This window comes from Thalassovita litoralis (genome assembly GCF_900182725.1).
Lineage (GTDB): Bacteria > Pseudomonadota > Alphaproteobacteria > Rhodobacterales > Rhodobacteraceae > Thalassobius > Thalassobius litoralis.
The window spans coordinates 20,104-38,320 of record NZ_FXTO01000016.1; the positions used below are offsets into that span (position 1 = coordinate 20,104).

21 protein-coding genes are annotated in these 18,217 nt (G+C 60.0%); 10 read left to right on the forward strand and 11 right to left on the reverse strand.

Annotated features, from left to right (window positions below; all coding sequences use genetic code 11):
- The first annotated feature begins 130 nt into the window (after positions 1–130).
- Positions 131–1,300, forward strand: a complete 1,170-nt coding sequence (locus FN828_RS12495) for a MalY/PatB family protein (protein WP_142493814.1) — start codon at positions 131–133, stop codon at positions 1,298–1,300.
- A 72-nt stretch (positions 1,301–1,372) separates the two neighbouring features.
- Here FN828_RS12495 and FN828_RS12500 read toward each other — a convergent pair whose 3' ends face one another.
- Positions 1,373–1,729, reverse strand: coding sequence for a hypothetical protein (locus FN828_RS12500; RefSeq protein ID WP_142493815.1), 357 nt, complete (start codon positions 1,727–1,729; stop codon positions 1,373–1,375).
- A 270-nt stretch (positions 1,730–1,999) separates the two neighbouring features.
- On the opposite strand from FN828_RS12500, the gene FN828_RS12505 reads away from it, so the two are divergent.
- Complete coding sequence (locus tag FN828_RS12505; RefSeq protein ID WP_142493816.1) at positions 2,000–2,974, forward strand: glutathione S-transferase family protein; 975 nt, start codon at positions 2,000–2,002, stop codon at positions 2,972–2,974.
- Positions 2,975–2,980: 6 nt separating this feature from the next.
- Here FN828_RS12505 and FN828_RS12510 read toward each other — a convergent pair whose 3' ends face one another.
- Positions 2,981–3,343 carry a DNA-binding transcriptional response regulator gene (locus FN828_RS12510; RefSeq protein ID WP_142493817.1) on the reverse strand — a complete coding sequence of 121 codons (363 nt, stop codon included), beginning with the start codon at positions 3,341–3,343 and terminating at the stop codon, positions 2,981–2,983.
- Between the two features lie 157 nt (positions 3,344–3,500).
- Between FN828_RS12510 and cobD the strand changes: the two genes are divergently transcribed.
- The 4 genes from cobD (at position 3,501) to FN828_RS12530 (ending at position 7,141) form a co-directional block, all read left to right on the forward strand.
- Positions 3,501–4,439: a threonine-phosphate decarboxylase CobD gene (cobD, locus tag FN828_RS12515; RefSeq protein WP_142493818.1), complete on the forward strand. Its 939-nt coding sequence runs from the start codon at positions 3,501–3,503 to the stop codon at positions 4,437–4,439.
- The gene (gene cbiB / locus FN828_RS12520) at positions 4,436–5,344 is read left to right on the forward strand and encodes an adenosylcobinamide-phosphate synthase CbiB (RefSeq protein WP_142493819.1); all 909 of its coding nucleotides are present in this window, start codon (positions 4,436–4,438) and stop codon (positions 5,342–5,344) included. The genes cobD and cbiB overlap by 4 nt, the downstream gene beginning before the upstream one ends.
- A 79-nt stretch (positions 5,345–5,423) precedes the next feature.
- Positions 5,424–6,596, forward strand: coding sequence for a lytic murein transglycosylase (locus FN828_RS12525; RefSeq protein ID WP_142493820.1), 1,173 nt, complete (start codon positions 5,424–5,426; stop codon positions 6,594–6,596).
- Positions 6,596–7,141, forward strand: coding sequence for an MOSC domain-containing protein (locus FN828_RS12530; protein ID WP_142493821.1), 546 nt, complete (start codon positions 6,596–6,598; stop codon positions 7,139–7,141). The genes FN828_RS12525 and FN828_RS12530 overlap by 1 nt, the downstream gene beginning before the upstream one ends.
- Positions 7,142–7,198: 57 nt before the next feature.
- Here the strand turns inward: FN828_RS12530 and smc are convergent, their stop codons facing one another.
- Positions 7,199–10,654: a chromosome segregation protein SMC gene (gene smc / locus FN828_RS12535; RefSeq protein WP_142493822.1), complete on the reverse strand. Its 3,456-nt coding sequence runs from the start codon at positions 10,652–10,654 to the stop codon at positions 7,199–7,201.
- A 198-nt stretch (positions 10,655–10,852) separates the two neighbouring features.
- Between smc and FN828_RS12540 the strand changes: the two genes are divergently transcribed.
- The gene (locus tag FN828_RS12540; protein WP_142493823.1) at positions 10,853–11,305 is read left to right on the forward strand and encodes a GNAT family N-acetyltransferase; all 453 of its coding nucleotides are present in this window, start codon (positions 10,853–10,855) and stop codon (positions 11,303–11,305) included.
- A gap of 11 nt (positions 11,306–11,316) precedes the next feature.
- Here the strand turns inward: FN828_RS12540 and FN828_RS20540 are convergent, their stop codons facing one another.
- A complete protein-coding gene (locus FN828_RS20540) occupies positions 11,317–11,478 on the reverse strand; it encodes a hypothetical protein (protein WP_185959013.1) in 162 nt (53 codons plus the stop codon).
- A 185-nt stretch (positions 11,479–11,663) separates the two neighbouring features.
- On the opposite strand from FN828_RS20540, the gene FN828_RS12545 reads away from it, so the two are divergent.
- Positions 11,664–12,431, forward strand: coding sequence for a FadR/GntR family transcriptional regulator (locus FN828_RS12545; RefSeq protein ID WP_142493824.1), 768 nt, complete (start codon positions 11,664–11,666; stop codon positions 12,429–12,431).
- Positions 12,432–12,497: 66 nt separating this feature from the next.
- Here the strand turns inward: FN828_RS12545 and FN828_RS12550 are convergent, their stop codons facing one another.
- The 5 genes from FN828_RS12550 to FN828_RS12570 form a co-directional block, all read right to left on the reverse strand.
- A complete protein-coding gene (locus FN828_RS12550) occupies positions 12,498–13,055 on the reverse strand; it encodes a F0F1 ATP synthase subunit B (protein ID WP_142493825.1) in 558 nt (185 codons plus the stop codon).
- A gap of 5 nt (positions 13,056–13,060) precedes the next feature.
- Positions 13,061–13,600, reverse strand: coding sequence for a F0F1 ATP synthase subunit B' (locus tag FN828_RS12555; protein ID WP_142493826.1), 540 nt, complete (start codon positions 13,598–13,600; stop codon positions 13,061–13,063).
- Positions 13,601–13,681: 81 nt separating this feature from the next.
- Entirely contained in the window at positions 13,682–13,906 is a 225-nt protein-coding gene (locus FN828_RS12560) for a F0F1 ATP synthase subunit C (RefSeq protein ID WP_136340256.1), read from the reverse strand.
- Positions 13,907–13,959: 53 nt separating this feature from the next.
- On the reverse strand, positions 13,960–14,724 hold the full coding sequence (locus FN828_RS12565; protein ID WP_142493827.1) for a F0F1 ATP synthase subunit A: 765 nt from the start codon (positions 14,722–14,724) through the stop codon (positions 13,960–13,962).
- Positions 14,721–15,050: an AtpZ/AtpI family protein gene (locus tag FN828_RS12570; protein WP_142493828.1), complete on the reverse strand. Its 330-nt coding sequence runs from the start codon at positions 15,048–15,050 to the stop codon at positions 14,721–14,723. Before FN828_RS12570 ends, FN828_RS12565 begins: the two co-directional genes overlap by 4 nt.
- A 239-nt stretch (positions 15,051–15,289) precedes the next feature.
- Here FN828_RS12570 and FN828_RS12575 point away from each other — a divergent pair, with 239 nt between their 5' ends.
- Positions 15,290–15,634 (forward strand): ArsR/SmtB family transcription factor, encoded by a 345-nt coding sequence (locus FN828_RS12575; RefSeq protein WP_142493829.1) that lies wholly within the window; start codon positions 15,290–15,292, stop codon positions 15,632–15,634.
- Positions 15,635–15,651: 17 nt separating this feature from the next.
- Here the strand turns inward: FN828_RS12575 and FN828_RS12580 are convergent, their stop codons facing one another.
- Together FN828_RS12580 and FN828_RS12585 are read right to left on the reverse strand one after the other, a co-directional pair.
- Positions 15,652–16,533 (reverse strand): DMT family transporter, encoded by an 882-nt coding sequence (locus tag FN828_RS12580; RefSeq protein WP_142493830.1) that lies wholly within the window; start codon positions 16,531–16,533, stop codon positions 15,652–15,654.
- Between the two features lies 1 nt (position 16,534).
- The gene (locus FN828_RS12585; protein ID WP_142493831.1) at positions 16,535–17,410 is read right to left on the reverse strand and encodes a LysR family transcriptional regulator; all 876 of its coding nucleotides are present in this window, start codon (positions 17,408–17,410) and stop codon (positions 16,535–16,537) included.
- A 121-nt stretch (positions 17,411–17,531) separates the two neighbouring features.
- Here FN828_RS12585 and FN828_RS12590 point away from each other — a divergent pair, with 121 nt between their 5' ends.
- Positions 17,532–18,125 carry an FMN-dependent NADH-azoreductase gene (locus FN828_RS12590; protein ID WP_142493832.1) on the forward strand — a complete coding sequence of 198 codons (594 nt, stop codon included), beginning with the start codon at positions 17,532–17,534 and terminating at the stop codon, positions 18,123–18,125.
- The last annotated feature ends 92 nt before the right edge of the window (positions 18,126–18,217 follow it).

Sequence of the window (18,217 nt, forward strand, 5' to 3'; positions counted from 1 at the left end):
TATAATTAATATACGGAATTATCTTCCGTATTGATAAAATATGTGAAAAATACTCCCATCACAAGTCTTGCTTGTCCACCCCACAACAATCCGCATAGGCTGCCCACAAGCCGACCCTAAGGAGATCCCAATGAAGTTTGACGAAATCATCAACCGCACTGGCAGCCATTCCGTGAAATGGGACATGATGGAAAATCTGTATGGCGTCCCTGCAAGCGAAGGCATCGCGATGTGGGTTGCCGATATGGATTTCCGTGCGCCGCAATGCGTTCAGGATGCGATTGGGAAAATGCACGAACATGGCATTTACGGCTATTACGGTGACGATAGCAGCTATCGCGCCGCGATTTGCTGGTGGATGCAGAACCGGCATGGCTGGACCCTCGACCCCGAGGCAATCTTTACCACTCATGGGCTGGTGAATGGCACCGCGATGTGTGTCGACACCTTCACCCAACCCGGCAACGGGGTGGTTTTGATGACGCCGGTCTACCATGCCTTTGCCAAGGTGATCCGCGCCAACAACCGCCGCGTGGTGGAGTGCGATCTGATCAATAACGACGGTCGCTACGAAATGGATTTCGACGCGTGGGATGCGCAACTGGACGGGTCCGAAAAAATGATGATTCTGTGTTCGCCGCATAACCCCGGCGGGCGTGTCTGGACGCGTGCAGAACTGGACGGCGTGGCCGCCTTTGCCAAACGCCACGACCTGATCCTTGTCTCGGATGAAATTCATCACGATCTGGTATTCCCCGGCGCACAGCATACCCCGATGGCGCTGATCAACGGGATCGAGGATCGGCTGATCATGATGACGGCAACCACAAAGACCTTTAACATTGCAGGCAGCCATTCCGGCAATGTGATCATACCCAACCCTGAACTGCGCCAGAAATTCGGGGCGCGGATGATGGGGCTGGGCCTGTCGCCCAATTCGTTCGGGCTGCATATGGCCGAAGCGGCCTATTCCCCCGAAGGCGCGGCTTGGGTGGATGACCTTGTCACCTATCTGGATGGGAACCGCCAGATTTTCGACGCCGGGATCAATGCTATCCCCGGACTGAAATCCATGCCGCTAGAGGCAACTTATCTGGCATGGGTCGATTTCGCCGGAACTGGCATGAGCCGCGAAGAATTCACTGACCGCGTTGAAAAAGGCGCAAAAATCGCCGTGAACCACGGGCCGACCTTTGGATCGGGTGGCGACAATTTCCTGCGCTTCAATCTGGCGACCCCGCGCACGGTGGTGGAACAGGCAGTGGATCGGATGCAGGCGGCCTTTGCCGATTTGCAATAAACGCCACATGATGCAGAAAAAACAATAGCGCCCTGATCGGGGCGCTTTTATCGTCTCTATATCTGGAACAGCTTACAGGAAACGCTCTTCCAGCAGCCCAGAAACATCCGGGTGATCCATGACAAAATCCAGCGGCGCTTTTGTATGGACTGCGGTCAATCGCTTGAATTCGTAAATCATCTGTCCACCCTCCTCGGCCGAGGCGACGATAAGACATTGATACAGATGAAAGCCCCGCTCATACAGATCGACAAAGCCGCGCAAATTGGGGGCGTCCGCCATATCCAGCGCGAATCCCGTATCCCAGAAACGTAGCACCCGAAATGCTTTGCCGTTTGCCTCGACCATCATCCGGCTGGACCGTTTCAAATTCACCGTCCGCACAGCATCCAATCCGGCCTGCAATTCCTTTGACACATAGGTTGTCATGGTCCCGGCTCCCTTCTCCGGTTCGCGTTTCCTGCTTTTAGCATGACGCGGGAATGCCTCACGTCAAGTTATGCTTTTATGACGCAACGCAGCATGTGGCAGCGCCTTATCCACAAGGCTTGTGATCGCATCGCCCCCGGCCTCGCATCGGCCAACCCCTTCTAAAGACACAGAATCGGCTGCATGTGCAGCGATGCACTGGCCCTGCGCGGCGGCAGCGGTTTCCCCACGCCGCCCGCTTCGCTACACAAGCGCAGCAGGAGGACGATCATGGGTTATCTGGAACACGGAAAATGGCAGGTTGGTGGATATGACACCACGAAAACCGGCGGCGCATTTGTTCGCTCGAATACCAGTTTCCGAAACTGGGTCACCCCAGACGGACGCCCCGGCCCCACTGGCAAAGACGGCTTTGTCGCTGAAAGCGGTCGGTATCACCTCTATGTCTCATACGCCTGCCCTTGGGCGCATCGCACCCTGATTTTCCGGGCGCTGAAGGGGCTTCGGGATCACATAGCGGTTTCCGTCGTCCATCCCGACATGCTTGAGGATGGCTGGACCTTCGATACAGATTTTCCGGGCGCAACCGGGGACACACTGCACCGCTTGCCGTTTCTACGCGATCTGTACACTCGCGCCCAACCGGATATTTCAGGCCGGGTCACGGTGCCGGTTTTGTGGGACACGCGACGCAACACCATCGTATCTAACGAAAGCGCCGAAATCATCCGCATGTTTAACAGCGCCTTTAACGGGCTGACGGGGGATATGCAGGATTTCTACCCCGCCGAACTGCGCCCACAGATCGACAGGTTGAATGCCCGCATATACGACACCGTGAACAATGGCGTTTACAAATCCGGCTTTGCCACCACCCAAGCCGCCTATGATGCGGCTGTGCATCCCCTGTTTGATACGCTGGACTGGCTGGAATCCCATCTGACCAGAAACCGCTATCTGTTGGGCGATACGATCACCGAGGCCGATTGGCGACTGTTCCCAACCTTGATCCGCTTCGATCCGGTCTATCATCTGCATTTCAAATGCAACCGCCGCCGGATCGTGGATTACCCCAATCTTTGGGCCTATACGCGGGAATTGTATCAATGGCCCGGCGTATCGGAAACGGTACATCTGGACCATATCGTGCGCCACTATCATTTTAGCCACAGCACGATTAACCCGCACCGGATTATCCCGATCAATCCGCAAATCGACTATACTGCCCCGCACGGGCGCGGCTGACCCTACTTAGGCGCGCGATCCGTAATGTTCCACCATTGCCGCCAGATCCTCGGGCGGGACGTTCGTGGGCAGGAATGCGCAGGTGTTAGAAACAAGCTGGAAAATCGACCCGTCAGAGAAAAAGCTGGTATTCGTCACGAACATCACGCGCGCATTCGGATGGCGATAGTTGGCATAATCCGCAATGGCAAAGGCACTGCCCTGTCCCAGCACCAGATTTAACACGATCACCTGAACCGGATGAGCGTGCAGAAAAGCCAACGCCTGATCCTGAGTATGGGTCAGCGTCACCTTGGCCCCCTGCCGTTGCAGGCAATTGGCCCAGACCCCACCCAGATCGGGGTCGGGTTCGACGATCAACACATCCATATTATTCTCCGATTCATGCGCCGGATGCCCCCCACCGCACTTATTCAGAAATTAGCCATATTCCCTAACAAAAGGTTAACGCCTCAGCGGGGGCTTGTACTTTGAGCGGAAATCCGTTCAACAATCCCGCAAAAGCGGCAAACTGGGAACCGAAACGGTGCAAAACGACAAACGGGATCACGGTGGTGGGCTTGATGCAGCCGCTGCGCAATACGGGGGCGACCGGGCGGATTGGATTGACCTGTCAACCGGCATCAATCCGGTTCCCTATCCTATCAGCCCCCTGCCCCCGGACTGCTGGACCGCCCTGCCTGATGCAACGGCACAAGACGCGCTGATCCAGGCCGCCCGCCGGTTCTGGCACATCCCGGACGATGCTACGGTATTGGCGGCCCCCGGCGCATCAGGCCTGATTGCACGCATTCCCGCGCTGCGCCCTGCGGGCAAGGTAGATATCCCCCAGCCCACATATAACGAACATTGGGCCGCCTTTCGGGCAGCCGGGTGGCAACAGGCAACCGATACCCCGGACGCCCGCGTTTTGGTGCATCCCAACAATCCCACAGGCGACTGGCACAGCCCCAATATGCTAACCACCCCGCTGACCGTAGTGGACGAAAGCTTTTGCGACATCGCGCCGGATCGGTCGATGATTGCCCAAACGCCCCGCCCCGGTCTGATCATTCTGAAAAGTTTCGGAAAATTCTGGGGGCTGGCCGGGTTGCGGCTGGGATTTGCCATTGGCCACCCCGATGACATCAACAGGCTGGCGCAAATGATGGGGCCGTGGCCAGTATCCGGCCCGGCCCTGCACATTGGCACCCAAGCCCTGCAAGATACCGAATGGGCAAACACCACCCGCCTGCGCCTGACGACCGACGCAGACAGGCTGGACCGCCTGATGACCGACGCGGGGGCCGCGCTGCATGGCGGCACACCGCTGTTTCGGCTGTACCATGTCGACAATGCCGCCCAATGGCAGGACCGACTGGCCCGCCACCATATCTGGACCCGCATATTTCCCTATTCCCACCACCTGCTGCGGCTGGGCCTGCCCGCCCCACAGCACTGGCCCAGACTGGAGGCCGCGCTATGACCCTTTTCTTTGCCATGTTACTGGACGCCGCTTTGGGGGAACCCAAATGGCTGTGGGATCGTCTACCGCATCCAGCCATCTTGATGGGACGCGCAATTGCGTGGTGCGATGATCGGTTTAACACTGGCCCCTTTCGCCTGCTGCGTGGTGTCGGGGTGATGACAGCTCTGGCGGCTGGCGCACTCCTTCTGGGAGAGGCTTTGTCCTTCCTTGGTCCTGTCATTGAAATCCTGATCGCTGCAATCCTTTTGGCCCAACGCTCCTTGGTTCAGCATGTGCAGGCCGTCGGCGATGCGCTGCGCCTGTCCGTTGGTGATGGCCGCCGCGCCGTTGCGATGATCGTCGGGCGCGATACCGCAGAAATGGATGGCCCTGCCGTAACCCGCGCCGCTATTGAATCCGCTGCGGAAAACCTGTCAGACGGGGTGATTGCCCCGGCCTTCTGGTTTCTGATCGGCGGACTTCCGGGGCTGCTGCTGTATAAAATCACCAATACAGCCGACAGCATGATTGGCCACCGCACCCCGCGCCACGCAGAATTCGGCTGGGCCGCCGCCCGATTGGATGACCTGCTGAACCTGATCCCGGCCCGCCTGACTGCCCTGCTGATCGCCCTGCCCCATCACGTCCTGCGCGACTGGCCCGCCATCCGGGCCGAGGCACGCCAGCACCGTTCCCCGAATGCAGGCTGGCCCGAGGCCGCAATGGCCCGCGCCCTGAACGTGGCACTGTCCGGCCCGCGTTCCTATAACGGGCAAATGCAGGACCATCCTTGGGTGCATCCGCTGGGCAACCATCATCCCGGCCCGCACCAGATCGACGCCGCTGTTTCTGCACTCTGGCGGGCATGGGCGCTTGCGCTGGCGGGTGGGTTGGTTCTGGGGCTTTTAGGGTGTCTGCTCTGAAGATGGGTTTCTGATCTTCGCACCGCCTTTGCTTCCTGTTAGGCTTTGCCCAAACCATTTCAAAACCCCCGAGGATTTCATGAAACTTTGCCTGCCTCTTGCCGCCCTGCTTTTTTCAGCCACGACAGCGTTGGCCGCGCCGACGTGCGGCGGCAGTTTTTCGGGGTTTGTACAGGGTTTGGCCGACGAAGCCCGCGCCAAGGGGCATGATGCAGCCACCGTCAAACGCTTCTTTTCCGGCACCCGCCAAGATGGCGCCGTGCTAAAAGCCGACCGCGCCCAAGGTGTGTTTCAACTGGATTTCACCACCTTTGCCCGCCGCCTGATTTCCAACGACCGGATGAAACGCGGCCTGTCCAACGCCAAAAAATACGATGCCGTTTTTAACCGTGTCGAACGTGACTATGGCGTATCGCGGGGCGTGCTACTGGCCTTTTGGGCCTTTGAAACCGATTACGGCGCGTTTCAGGGGGATTTCAACACCCTGAACGCGCTGGTCACACTGGCCCATGACTGCCGCCGCCCCCACCTGTTCCGCCCACAGGTTTTCGCCGCGCTGGAATTGTACAAACACGGCGATTTTGACCCGGCCACCACCACCGGCGCGTGGGCCGGGGAAATCGGCATGGTGCAAATGCTGCCACAGGATATTCTGGACAATGGCGTTGATGGCGATGGGGATGGGCATGTCCGCCTGAAAAGCTCGGCCCCCGATGCGCTGCTGTCGGGCGCAAAGATGCTGAAACATCTGGGCTGGAAGGCTGGACAACCGTGGTTGCAGGAAATCACCGTTCCCGCCAACATGGATTGGTCTAAAACCGGCATCGACACCACCCTGCCCCTGTCACAATGGGAAGCAATGGGCATCCACCCCCGCACGGGGCAATGGGCCGCCAATCTACCCGGTTCCGTGATCCTGCCACAGGGGCACAAAGGCCCGGCTTTTCTAGCCTATCCGAATTTCCATGTCTATTTTGAATGGAACCAAAGCTTTACCTATGTGTTGACCGCCGGGTATTTCGCCACGCGCCTGATGGGCGCGCCGGTCTTTGATGCGGGCAATCCCGATCCGGGCCTGTCCGGGGCGCAAATGAAACAGCTTCAGCGCAAACTGGAAGCGCGCGGCCATCATGTCGGCAAGGTGGACGGGATATTGGGGGCCAACACCCGCAAGGCCGTCCAGATCGAACAGAAACATCTGGGCCTGCCCGCCGACGCATGGCCCACCACTGAACTACTGGGGAAACTCTGATGCAAGCCACCACCGCCCAACTGCGCACCGCACTGGATCACGTTCGTGCCGCCCCCACAGATAATGCACCGATTGCATCGCTCTGTCGCCGCCCCGGCTTTGGCCAACGCGAATTTCTGACGGAACTGCCCCTGACCGTTGATCAGGGCATCCCCGGCGACCGCTGGCTGAGCGCCCCGTGGATGAAATTGCCGGATGGGTCGCCCGATCCGCGCATTCAGGTTTCCATCCTGCCGACCCGTGTTCTGGATGCGGTCTGGCTGGACCGTGACGCCCAACCCCACCCCGGCGATCCCATCGTGGCTGATCTGGATTGTTCCTACGGCAATCTGCCCATCGGCAGCCGCCTGCAAGCAGGCACCGCCGTGCTAGAGGTATCAGACGTCTTCAATGACGCCTGCGTGAAATGGAAAGCCCGCTATGGCAATGCCGCAAAGGACTGGATCACCGAACGCGAAAACGTTCACCTACGGCTGCGCGGATTGCTGTGCAAGATCGTGCAGGATGGCGTTTTGCGCCAAACGGATCATTTGGTGAAACTCTGATTGCGGGACGGCGGGCGGGGCGATGTTGCCGCGTAGCGGTGACAAGCGGCCCTGCCGTCACGCCACCAACTGTTCTGCCTTTTTCAGATCGACAGATACCAACTGACTGACGCCTTGTTCCTGCATGGTCACGCCGAACAGGCGATCCATACGGGCCATTGTCACGGCATGGTGCGTGATGATCAGGAACCGCGTATCGGTGCGGCGGCACATTTCATCCAGCAAATCGCAGAACCGCGTCACGTTGGCATCGTCCAGCGGCGCATCTACCTCGTCCAGCACACAGATCGGGGCGGGATTGGCAAGGAACACCGCAAAGATCAGCGCCATCGCGGTCAAGGTCTGTTCTCCACCCGACAGCAGCGACAGGGTGGACAGTTTCTTGCCCGGCGGCTGGCACATGATTTCCAGACCGGCCTCCAGCGGGTCATCGGATTCCACCAAAACCAGATTGGCCTCGCCCCCGCCGAACAGGTGCCGGAACAAGGTGCTGAAATTGCCGTTCACCTGTTCAAACGCGGTCAGCAGCCTTTCGCGCCCTTCCCGGTTCAGGCTGGCGATACCCTGACGCAGCGCCTTGATCGCCTCCTCCAGATCCGCCTTTTCAGTCAGCAGCGTGCCATGTTCGGCCCGCACCTCTTGCGCGTCCTCTTCGGCCCGCAGGTTCACTGCGCCCAATGCGTCGCGCTGGCGTTTCAGCCGGTTCACATCCGCCTCAATCGCGTCCGAGGCAGGCATCGACTCGGGGTCCGCACCCAGCGTTTCCAGCAGTTGCGCCGGGCTGACCTCTTGTTCTTCTGAAATCCGCTCGACCGCCACTGCCACGGTTTCCCGCGCAGCATCGGCCCGCGCTTCGGATCGCGCCCGTGCTTCGCGGGCTTCGCTGGCCTGCCGTTCGGCATCGCGTTCCGCCTGTTCCGCGGCACGCCCTGCGGTTTCCGCCTCGGCCAGCTTATCCGCAGCGACCCGGCGGCGCTCTTCGGCTTTTTCAATCGCCTCGCCCAATTCTTCGCGCTGAATCGCGATTTCTTCGGGGACGGCGCTGGCCTCCATCAACTCGTCTTCAGATGCGGCCTTACGCTCTTCCAGTTCGGTGCTGCGGGTCGAGGCCGTTTCCAGCCGGTGCCGCCAACCGCTTAGTTCCTTAGTCACTTCCTGCGACCGGCGCAGGCGGGCTTCGCCCTCGCGGCGCAATTCATCATGGGCAGATCGGCGCGACATCATCATGATCCGCGCGGCCTCGACCGTCATTTTCACATCTTCGACCGACGCGCGTGCAGCGTCCAGATCGTCCAGATCGTCCACGCCCCGCTGCGCCTCGGACACCCGCGCCCGCGCTTCCATCGCGTCTTCTTCGTGGCGCGACACCGACAGGCCCAACGCCTCTAGCTTTGATTGCGACAGGTTCCGATCCGCCTCGGCCCGGCTTAGCTTGCGATTGGCTTCGTTCACCAGACGATCCGCATCGCGCCGCGCCTGCCGCGCGGCCTGATCTGCATGGGTCAGATGAGTCAGCCGATCCGCCAGCGCATCATGCGCCTGCCGCGCAGCATCGGCGCGGGCAGTGGCCTGTTCCATCTGCTGCTTCAGTTCTTCCAAGCGGTTCAACTGCTGCAACCGCAGCGCGGCTGCCGATGGCGCATCTTCGGCCCACGCCCGATAGCCATCCCAACGCCACAGGTCGCCTTCCAGACTGACCAACCGCTGACCGGGTTTCAGCAGCGGTTGCAACCGCAAGGCATCTTCGGCCTCGACCAGACCGATCTGTGCCATCCGCCGCGCCAGCACGTCCGGCACCGACACATGCGCCGACAGTGCCGTTACACCGCCCGGCAGCGGCTGGGTTTCGTCATAATCCGGCAGAACCGCCCAGCCTGAAGGCCCGTCTTCGTCCACCTCGGGGGCGCGCAAATCATCGGCCAGCGCCGCGCCAAGGGCTTTTTCAAAGCCCTGCTCCACCTGCAAGCGGTCCATGATCTGTCCGCCTTCGGCGGTGTCGCGCTGCAACAGCTTGGCCAGCGCCGTCACCTCGGCCCGCAGGGCGTTCAATTCGCCCTCGGCCTCGGACCGCTCGGCCCGGACATCGGCTTCGCGGGCTTGGGTGTCGGCCCGCGCTGCCTCGGCCTCGATCAGGGTTTCTTCGGCATGGGCGGCGGTTTCCACCGCAATCGCCTCTTGCTCTTGCGCGGCTTCAAATTCAATCGCCGCAGCGTCCAGCGCCTCTTGCGCGGCGGCCACGGCATCGCGGGCTTTCACCGCTTCCCCTTCGGCGCGGGACAGGGTTTTGCGGCTGTCTTCCAGCATCCGGTGGGCAGATTGGTGACGGGCCGCCAAACGCGCCACATCTTCGGTGCGTTCGGACAAATCCGCCTCGCGGTCCTGCAACACCGCTGCCGCCTCGTGCGAAGCATCTGCTGCGGCTTCCAGCTTCTCGGCATGGCCTTCGCCCGCCTTGAGCAGCTCTCGCGCTTCCCATTCCAGCCGCTCGATCATTTCGCCCGCGTCACGGTTCAGCCCCGCCTCGCGTTCAATATCGCGGGCCAGTTGCACGATCCGGTTGCGCAGCGTTTCAATCGCCTGCACGGCGCGGGCTTCCTGATCCGTCAGGGCATCGCGCTGCACCTGAAGCCGCTGCAATACGGCAGCGGCAATCGCTTCTTCCTCGCGCAGCGGCGGCAGGGCATCGTCCAGTTCGACCCGCAGCGCCTCGGCCTTGCGGGCGGTGGTTTCCGCAGTCGCCGCAGCCGTAACCCGTTCACGCAGTTCCGCCTCAGCCACCAATCGCGCCTCGTCAGCCTCGCGCCAGCGGCGGTACAGCAACATCCCTTCGGCGCGGCGCAGTTCTTCGCCAATCGCCCGATACCGCGCGGCCTGCCGGGCCTGCCGCTCCAACTGCGCCAACTGTCCGGCCAATTGTTCGACCACATCATCGACCCGCGCCAGATTTTGCTCGGCACCTTTCAGCTTCAGTTCGGCCTCGTGCCGCCGTTGGTACAGGCCGGAAATCCCGGCGGCTTCTTCCAGAATGCGGCGGCGGTTTTTCGGCTTGGCGTTGATCAGTTCGGAAATCTGCCCCTGCCGCACCAGCGCCGGGGAATGCGCCCCGGTCGAGGCATCGGCGAACAACATCTGCACGTCACGCGCCCGCACGTCCTTGGCGTTGACCTTATAGGCACTGCCAACGTCACGAGTGATCCGCCGCACGATTTCAAGCTGATCGTCATCGTTGAACCCAGCCGGGGCCAGGCGGTCGGAATTGTCGATGACCAGCGACACCTCGGCATAATTGCGGGCCGAACGGGTTGCAGCACCGGCAAAAATCACGTCCTCCATCCCGCCACCGCGCATAGCGGTGGGACGGTTTTCACCCATCACCCAGCGCAGCGCCTCCAGCAGGTTCGACTTGCCACAGCCATTCGGCCCCACGACCCCGGTCAGCCCTTCTTTGATCAAAAGGTCCGTCGGGTCCACGAAGCTTTTGAAGCCGGACAGTCTGAGTTTCGTGAAATACAAAGGCGGTCTGATCCCGTGATTCCAAGCTGGCCCTGATCCTGTGACGCCTTGGCCCCCCGTGTCAACGCGAAGCCCCCGGATATGGCAGAAAGCAATAACTTATCCACAAGATATTGCAAAAATCCGCCGATCAGCGCGGCTTGACCCCGGCACGGGCACAGCCCACAAAGACAAAAGCCACCAACCGGACCCGTACCAATGCCGCTGACCATTACCGCAGAAAGCCCGCAAACACAGGATGCCCATGACCTGATAGCCGGATCAGAGCAGGCGCTGCGGGCGGTTTACAGCGCGGACGAATGTTTCACCTTCACCGCACGGGAACTGGATGCGCCGAACATCACCTTTTGGGTGGCACGAAGCGGGACAACCCCGCTGGGCTGTGTCGCACTGGTGGATTGCGGCACATATGGCGAGGTGAAGCGCCTGTTCGTCACACCAAACGCACGGGGAACCGGCGCAGCCCACGCCTTGATGTCGGCACTGGAAACACACGCAACCGCCTTGGGTTTGCCATCGGTAAAGCTGGAAACCGGGGACAAGCTGGTTGCCGCCGTCAAGCTGTATCACAAGCTGGGCTATCGCGAATGCGGTCCCTTTGGGGCGTATGGTTTACACCCCGCCAGCCTGTTCATGGCCAAAACCCTGTAGACGCGGACGGGTTACTTGGCCTTCTTTTCAGCGGCTTGCTTCATCCGTTCCAGCAGATCGGCCTTCACCGGCTTCTTGCCATAGGGCGTTTTTGTCGTCCCCGGTTCGTTGTGTTCCTTATGGCGCGGCTTATTCGATCCCGGACGCGCCCCGCCCATTTTGCTGTAATCCATCTGTCGCACCTTTCTGCCAACTCCTGCCGCACATGCCCCAGCATCCGGTGCCGCGCAAGCCCCTGTCGTTATTTCGCTGGTCATGGAGAAGCGTGCCTTCGCTTTTCCGTTCGGTTTTATGCGCAGCTCTGCGCTTGTCAGTTTGCGGCTGTGGTCATATGATTTGACCAAAACGAGCGTGAAATATGCCCTTTCAGAAAGTCCAACCCGAAAAGCTGTCTGCCGCCGTCACCCGGCAGATCGAATTGCTGATCCTGCGTGGCATCCTGCGCCCCGGTGAACGGCTGCCGTCTGAACGGGAATTGTCTGACCGGCTGGGCGTGTCGCGCCCGTCCCTGCGCGAGGCGATTGCGGAACTACAAAACAAGGGTTTGCTGACATCCAAGGCCGGGGCCGGGATATATGTGGCGGATGTGTTGGGATCGGCCTTTTCCGATGCGCTGGTCAAACTGTTCGCCGCCCATGACGAAGCGGTGTTCGATTACATTTCGTTCCGGCGCGACATGGAAGGATTGGCCGCAGAACGGGCGACCCGGCTGGCCTCGGACACGGATCTGAAAGTGATCCAAACCATTTTCGACAAGATGGAAACCGCCCATTCAAAACGCGATCCGGGGGACGAGGCGCGACTGGATGCGGATTTCCATCTGGCAATTATCGAAGCCAGCCATAACGTGATCATGCTGCATATGATGCGCTCCATGTACCAACTGCTGCGCGAAGGCGTGTTTTACAATCGTCAGGTCATGTTCAAACAACGCACCACGCGGGACACCCTGCTGAATCAACACCGGGCGATCAACGTGGCCTTGCAAGCCCGCGACCCCGCAGGCGCCCGCGCGGCGGTCGAGGCGCATCTGGATTATGTAAAAGCATCGCTGACCGATCAGCAGAAGGCGGAACAAAACGAAAAAATAGCCCTGCAACGATTCCAACACGAAAAGGCGCGATAAACCGTTCCGTCAAACGAAAAAACCCGCGCCAAAGCGCGGGTTTTTTGTTCGGGAATATCCCAAAGATCAGTGCAGCTTCGCGTTCACTTCGGCGATGGCAGCATCAATCAGTTTGTTGCCTTCCGCCGCAGTCATCTGCTGCGCGATCACGTCATTTGCTGCGCCAATGGCGATAGCAATAGCCTGATCACGAACATCGCGGACTGCGGAAGCCTCTGCCGAAGCGATCTGCTCCTCGGCAGCTTTCACGCGGCGCGCGATGCTTTTTTGCAGATCGGCCTTTGCCTGCTCAGCGGCCAGTGCGGCCTCTTCCTTGGCGTGGGCTACGATACGGTCGGCCTGATCCTGAACCTCTTTGTGCTTACGCTCGTAAGAGGCCAGCAACGCCTGTGCTTCTTCGCGCAGGGTGCGGGCTTCGTCCAGTTCAGACTTGATGTCCTCGGCCCGCTTGTCCAGCATCTTGCCCAACATGCCGGGTACTTTGAAGTACATCAGCACCAGAATGAACAGGATGAAGGCCAGCGTCACGATGAAGTTCGTGTTGTGCAGCGAAAAGAACGGACCCGAGGCAGCAAAAGCCGGGCTTGCGGCGGTCAGGGCCAGAAGAGTAGCAAGTTTACGCATATCCCTTATCCCTTGATCCGGGCAGCAACAGCCGCGTCCACAGTGTTCGCATCAGCTTCGCCACCCAAGGCAGCGACGATTTCAGCGGTGGTGTCCTTGGCCACGACTTTGACGCTTTCCAGTGCATTCGCACGGATTGCGGCAATGGCCTTTTCACCTTCGGCCACTTTCGCGGCGATCTCGGCGTCGGCCTTAGCGGTCGCGGCGTCCAGATCGGCCTGAATTTCGGCCTTGGTTTCGGCGACGATGCGCTGCGCTTCTGCACGGGCATCGGCCAGCGCCTTGTTATAAGCGCCTTCAGCTTCGACCGCCTTCGCCTTCAGCTCTTCGGCTGCGGCGATGTCGTTCGTGATTGTCCCCTGACGCTCGGCCAGAACCGCAGCAATGCGGGGCAGCGCGATGCGCGACAGGACGAAATAGATCACGACCAGCGTGACCAGAAGCCAGAAAATCTGGTTGCCCCAGTTCGTAAAGTCCAACTGCGGCATGCCGGGTGCAGCGGCCTCAGCGGCGTGACCTGCGGCTTCGTGCGTTTCAGTCGCCATGTCGTCCTCCTTGGGAACTTCCGGTTACACCGGGCAGACGCGACTGCGCCCACCCGGCCGTAAGGATGTGTTCCGTAAGGATTAGACGGCGAACATCAGCAGCAGAGCGACGAGGAACGAGAAGATCCCCAGAGCTTCTGCGAATGCGATGCCGATGAACAGGGTTGCAGTCTGCGAAGCAGCTGCCGACGGGTTGCGCAGTGCGCCTGCCAGGTAGTTACCTGCAACGTTACCCACACCGATAGCGGCTGCGCCCGAACCGATTGCTGCCAGGCCTGCGCCGATGTGTGCCAGATCGCCTTCCATGATGTATCTCCTTACGATTGGAAGTTAGTATAAGTAGGGTTGAGTGTCGGACCTTAGTGCGACGGATGCAGCGCATCCTTCAGGTACACGCAGGTCAGAATGGTGAACACGTAGGCCTGAATGAAGGCCACCAGAACCTCCAGACCGTACATTGCGGTGATCGCGACCACCGAAACCGGGCTGACGGCAGCAATGGCTGCGAAGCCCGCGAAAACCTTGATCACGGCGTGGCCTGCCATCACGTTGCCAGCAAGACGAATGCTGTGGCTGACGGGACGGACGAAGTACGAGATCAGTTCGATGATGGCCAAGATCGGGCGCAGCGCCAGCGGAGCCGACGACACCCAGAACAGGCCAAGGAAACCCGCGCCGTTTTTCACAAAGCCCGTGATGGTCACCGTCAGGAACACTAGCAGCGCCAGAACCACGGTCACAGCGAAATGCGATGTGGTGGTGAAGCTCATCGGCAGCAGGCCAAGGAAGTTGGCGAAGACGATGAACATGAACAGGGTCATGATATAGGGGAAGAATTTCACGGCATCTTTGCCAGCGACATCTTCGACCATTTTATAGATGAAACCATAGGCCAGTTCGCCAACCGACTGGCTGCGCGAAGGAACAATCGCGCGGCGCGACGTACCCAGAACCATCATGGCGATGATCGCGACGACGGCCAGCGCCATCCACAGGGTCACGTTGGTGATGGTGTACCATGCAATCGTGTCACCGCCGAACAGCGGCTTCACAATGAACTGGTCCATCGGGTGGAAAACCAGACCGCCGCTTTCGGCACCATGCGCTTCAGTCGCCACGTTCATACCCTCTCGTTCTTCTTGGCCTCTGCGGCCAGATTTGTCTCTTGGACCTCTTTCGCGGTTCGGATCATCGTCTGTATCCCCGCCGCAAGGCCCAGCAATGTGAAAATGACAAGGAAGATCGGGATCGTCCCGAACAGGCCATCCAGCCCGTATCCTATGCCAAAGCCGATCCCCAGACCGGCAACCAGTTCAATCACCATCCGCCATGCCTGATTGGCCATCGAATAGTGTTCGTCCGCGCGGGGCTTCGGGGACTGGGCAGCTTTTGCCGCTGCGATCCGGGCTTCCAGACGCTCCATATCGCGTTGCTGGTCGGGATCGGTCACGCGCAAAACCCCCTTGGGACGAATGGGCACTTGCTACGGTGCAGCGCGACCTGAGTCAAGCGCCCATTCCCAAAAGGAAACCACACGCTAAGCCGTTGGAATTTTGAGTATTTTTTGCAAGATGAAATCAAGTGGAGCGCACGCCATTTGGGTTGTTAGCGCAACCGATGGCGATTTTGCATATTCAACCTGTCGGTTTATCTTTATGAAAGCCGGAACAAGGAAAGGCATCCCGACCCATGACCCCTGCTGTCGATCTGGACACGATTTTTGCCGCGCTGGCCGACCCGACCCGGCGGGCGATCCTGTCCATGCTGCTGGAGGATGACATGGCCGTAACGGATGTGGCCGAACCGTTCGAGATGTCGCTGGCGGCGATTTCAAAGCACCTGACCATTCTGGCGAACGCCGGGCTGATCAGTCAGGACAAACGCGGGCGGGTCAAATGGTGCAAGCTGGAACCCGACGCGCTGCGCGAGGCAAGTATATGGATGCAAAGCTTCGGCCAGTTCGAGGCGGTGAATCTGGACGCCTTTGAACGGTTTCTGCAATCCGAGCTGGACATTGCCCCGACACAGGACTGAACGCGGTTGACCGCGCCTTAGCGGTCACCTTTCAGCAACATCGTCAGCGCCACAACGCTTAGCGCCACGCCAATCAGCACCAGCGCGGGCGGGGTGCCGTGGCCCATCAGAAATTCCCAGACCAGCACCCAACTGGGCGTCAGATAGGTATAAGCCATCACCTTGGCCGAAGGCAGGCGCAGCGATGCGTATTGCAGCAACACGAAGGTCACGGCGCTGGCAAAGATAGCGACATACAGGATCGTCACCCAGACAATACCGGGCAGGTTGGCCCAATCCGTCGCGCGAATGTCATTCCACCCCCACAGGGTAATCACAATCCAACACGCGACCAGCATCCCAAAGGTAAAGACCACGGCGGGTTCACCCCGGTTCAGCTTGCGCACCATCGGCGTATAAATCGCATGGGCGACGCATCCCCAGAAATAAATCACCTCGCCCGTGCCCATGTGGAAATTCAGCAGCGCCCCCAGATCGGCGCGGAAAATCACCCAGACCGCCCCAGCCCCGCCAATGGCCAGCGCCGCCGCCATCCAGCGGGTCGTGATCTGGCGCAGCATCACATAGCCCGCGATGGCGGTCATGATCGGGGTCAGGGTAAACACCGCCGCCGCCGAAACGGGTTGCGCTGTTTTCAGACCTTCAAACATCAGCACGAAATAGATGGCAAAGATGCCGCCCAGTGCAAAATAGCGCCAGGGGGCGTGCAATGCGCTGCGCGGGATGCCGGTGGTTGCAAGGGCCGCAACCCCGACCAACACCCCGGCAATGGCAAAGCGCACTGAATTCAACGCCGTGGGTGCGATATGCGGCGCGGCCAGAACGCCCAGCGAAAACGATCCGGCCACCAGCGCCGAAAAGAGCAACATGGCCGCATGGCCCCGCATTGCCGGATTCATATCAGTTCCAGCCCTTAGCGCGATCTTTGAGGAAATTCAGAAACGCCTGAACCTTGGTGGTGCGGTGCAACGCCATATGTGTCACCAGCCAAAGCGGCGACCCCCAATCGTCATGCGGGGGGCATATTTCCACCAACCCGTCATGTTGTTCAGCCTCCCACCGATTCAGGAATCCGATGCCGATACCTTCCAGCACGGCAAGGGAATTGGCCCGCAAATCTGTGCTGCGGAAAATAATGTTTTCGGGCGGCACCGCGTCCCATAGCCAGCGATGAAACGGAACACGAGTATCACGGTTGTCTGATCCGATAAACTCGTGCTGCGGGTATTCCTCGGGGCCTTGCGGCACGCCCTTGCGTTCGACATAGCTGGCGGCGGCATACAGCCCGATGCGCTGACGCAGCATCGGCTGCACCACGTTATCGGGGTCTTGCGGGGCGCTGCCCGCGCGGATGGCAACATGTGCCTCGCCGTATTCCAGCCGGAACACGCGTTCGCCAGTCAGATAGCGGACAACCACATCAGGATAGTCGCGCCGAAAATCCGCCAAGACCGGCAGCATCAGCGGCGCCAGCGCCGGTAGCGATGTAATCACCAATTCGCCCGAAACATCCTGCCCACGGCCCTTGATCCGCCCGGCCAGTTGGCTGAACTGATCGTCCGCCCCCTGCGCAACCCGCAGCAAATCCTGCCCGGCTTCGGTCGGGGTATAGCCGCGCGCATGGCGCTGAAACAGTTTTACCCCCAGCCGCGATTCCAGCGCGTCGATGTGGCGGATAACCGTGGCATGATGCACGCCCAGCACATCGGCGGCCCCGCTGACGGTTCCCATACGCGCAACCTGATAGGCCGTGCGAATCTCGTCCCAGTTATCCATTCCATTCCCCACATATGTGCACTGACAAACATTCACTGTGAAATTGGGCGGATTGCGTTCGCCCACGCAAGAGATATCTGTGATGACAGAAAACAGCAACACCCCGAAGTGGACCCAAACAATGACCAAAATTCTGCGTATCGATTCCAGCATCAAAACCGAAGGTTCGATTTCCCGCCAACTGACCGATGACATCATGGCCCGCGTGGTGGCGGCCCATCCCGATGCCGAAGTAACCACCCGCGATCTGGGTGCGAACCCGCTGCCTGTGACCGATGCCAATTGGCTGGTGGCGGTGAATACCCCCGCAGATCAACGCACCCCGGAACAGGCAGATATCGCCGCGCTGTCCGATGCCTTGATTGCAGAACTGAAAGCCGCCGATGTGGTGGTGATCGGGCTGCCGATCTATAACTTTTCGCTGCCCTCGCAATTGAAAAGCTGGCTGGACCAGATGGCCCGCGCCGGTGAAACCTTCCGCTATACCGAAGCTGGCCCCGAAGGGCTGGTGAAAAACACCCGTGCCATCGTGGCCTATTCGTCGAACGGCACCCGCTTGGGTTCGGACATTGACTTTGCCTCGGGCTACCTGCGGCACATGCTGGGGTTCTTCGGGATCACCGACATGCAGGTGGTGGCATCGGATCATTATGCAATTGACGCCGACTCTTCGCTGAAATCCGCGAATGACGGCATTGCTTCGCTGGCCGCGTAAACAGTTTTCCGGTTTTCCAACAGCGCCAGCAACGGGGGGCGGTCCAGCCGGGCCGCCCCTTTGTTTTATGGTGGTTTAGCTTGACTCGGGGC

What these genes read in the sequence shown, in the direction of transcription:
- FN828_RS12500 (WP_142493815.1), bottom strand. Translation starts at nt 1,729, where the DNA reads ATGACAACCTATGTGTCAAAGGAATTGCAGGCCGGATTGGATGCTGTG.
- FN828_RS12550 (WP_142493825.1), bottom strand. Translation starts at nt 13,055, where the DNA reads ATGCGTAAACTTGCTACTCTTCTGGCCCTGACCGCCGCAAGCCCGGCT.
- FN828_RS12555 (WP_142493826.1), bottom strand. Translation starts at nt 13,600, where the DNA reads ATGGCGACTGAAACGCACGAAGCCGCAGGTCACGCCGCTGAGGCCGCT.
- FN828_RS12505 (WP_142493816.1), top strand. Translation starts at nt 2,000, where the DNA reads ATGGGTTATCTGGAACACGGAAAATGGCAGGTTGGTGGATATGACACC.
- FN828_RS12585 (WP_142493831.1), bottom strand. Translation starts at nt 17,410, where the DNA reads ATGGATAACTGGGACGAGATTCGCACGGCCTATCAGGTTGCGCGTATG.
- FN828_RS12545 (WP_142493824.1), top strand. Translation starts at nt 11,664, where the DNA reads ATGCCCTTTCAGAAAGTCCAACCCGAAAAGCTGTCTGCCGCCGTCACC.
- FN828_RS12560 (WP_136340256.1), bottom strand. Translation starts at nt 13,906, where the DNA reads ATGGAAGGCGATCTGGCACACATCGGCGCAGGCCTGGCAGCAATCGGT.
- FN828_RS12575 (WP_142493829.1), top strand. Translation starts at nt 15,290, where the DNA reads ATGACCCCTGCTGTCGATCTGGACACGATTTTTGCCGCGCTGGCCGAC.
- FN828_RS12590 (WP_142493832.1), top strand. Translation starts at nt 17,532, where the DNA reads ATGACCAAAATTCTGCGTATCGATTCCAGCATCAAAACCGAAGGTTCG.
- FN828_RS12565 (WP_142493827.1), bottom strand. Translation starts at nt 14,724, where the DNA reads ATGAACGTGGCGACTGAAGCGCATGGTGCCGAAAGCGGCGGTCTGGTT.
- FN828_RS12540 (WP_142493823.1), top strand. Translation starts at nt 10,853, where the DNA reads ATGCCGCTGACCATTACCGCAGAAAGCCCGCAAACACAGGATGCCCAT.
- cbiB (WP_142493819.1), top strand. Translation starts at nt 4,436, where the DNA reads ATGACCCTTTTCTTTGCCATGTTACTGGACGCCGCTTTGGGGGAACCC.
- FN828_RS12510 (WP_142493817.1), bottom strand. Translation starts at nt 3,343, where the DNA reads ATGGATGTGTTGATCGTCGAACCCGACCCCGATCTGGGTGGGGTCTGG.
- FN828_RS20540 (WP_185959013.1), bottom strand. Translation starts at nt 11,478, where the DNA reads ATGGATTACAGCAAAATGGGCGGGGCGCGTCCGGGATCGAATAAGCCG.
- FN828_RS12495 (WP_142493814.1), top strand. Translation starts at nt 131, where the DNA reads ATGAAGTTTGACGAAATCATCAACCGCACTGGCAGCCATTCCGTGAAA.
- FN828_RS12530 (WP_142493821.1), top strand. Translation starts at nt 6,596, where the DNA reads ATGCAAGCCACCACCGCCCAACTGCGCACCGCACTGGATCACGTTCGT.
- FN828_RS12525 (WP_142493820.1), top strand. Translation starts at nt 5,424, where the DNA reads ATGAAACTTTGCCTGCCTCTTGCCGCCCTGCTTTTTTCAGCCACGACA.
- FN828_RS12580 (WP_142493830.1), bottom strand. Translation starts at nt 16,533, where the DNA reads ATGAATCCGGCAATGCGGGGCCATGCGGCCATGTTGCTCTTTTCGGCG.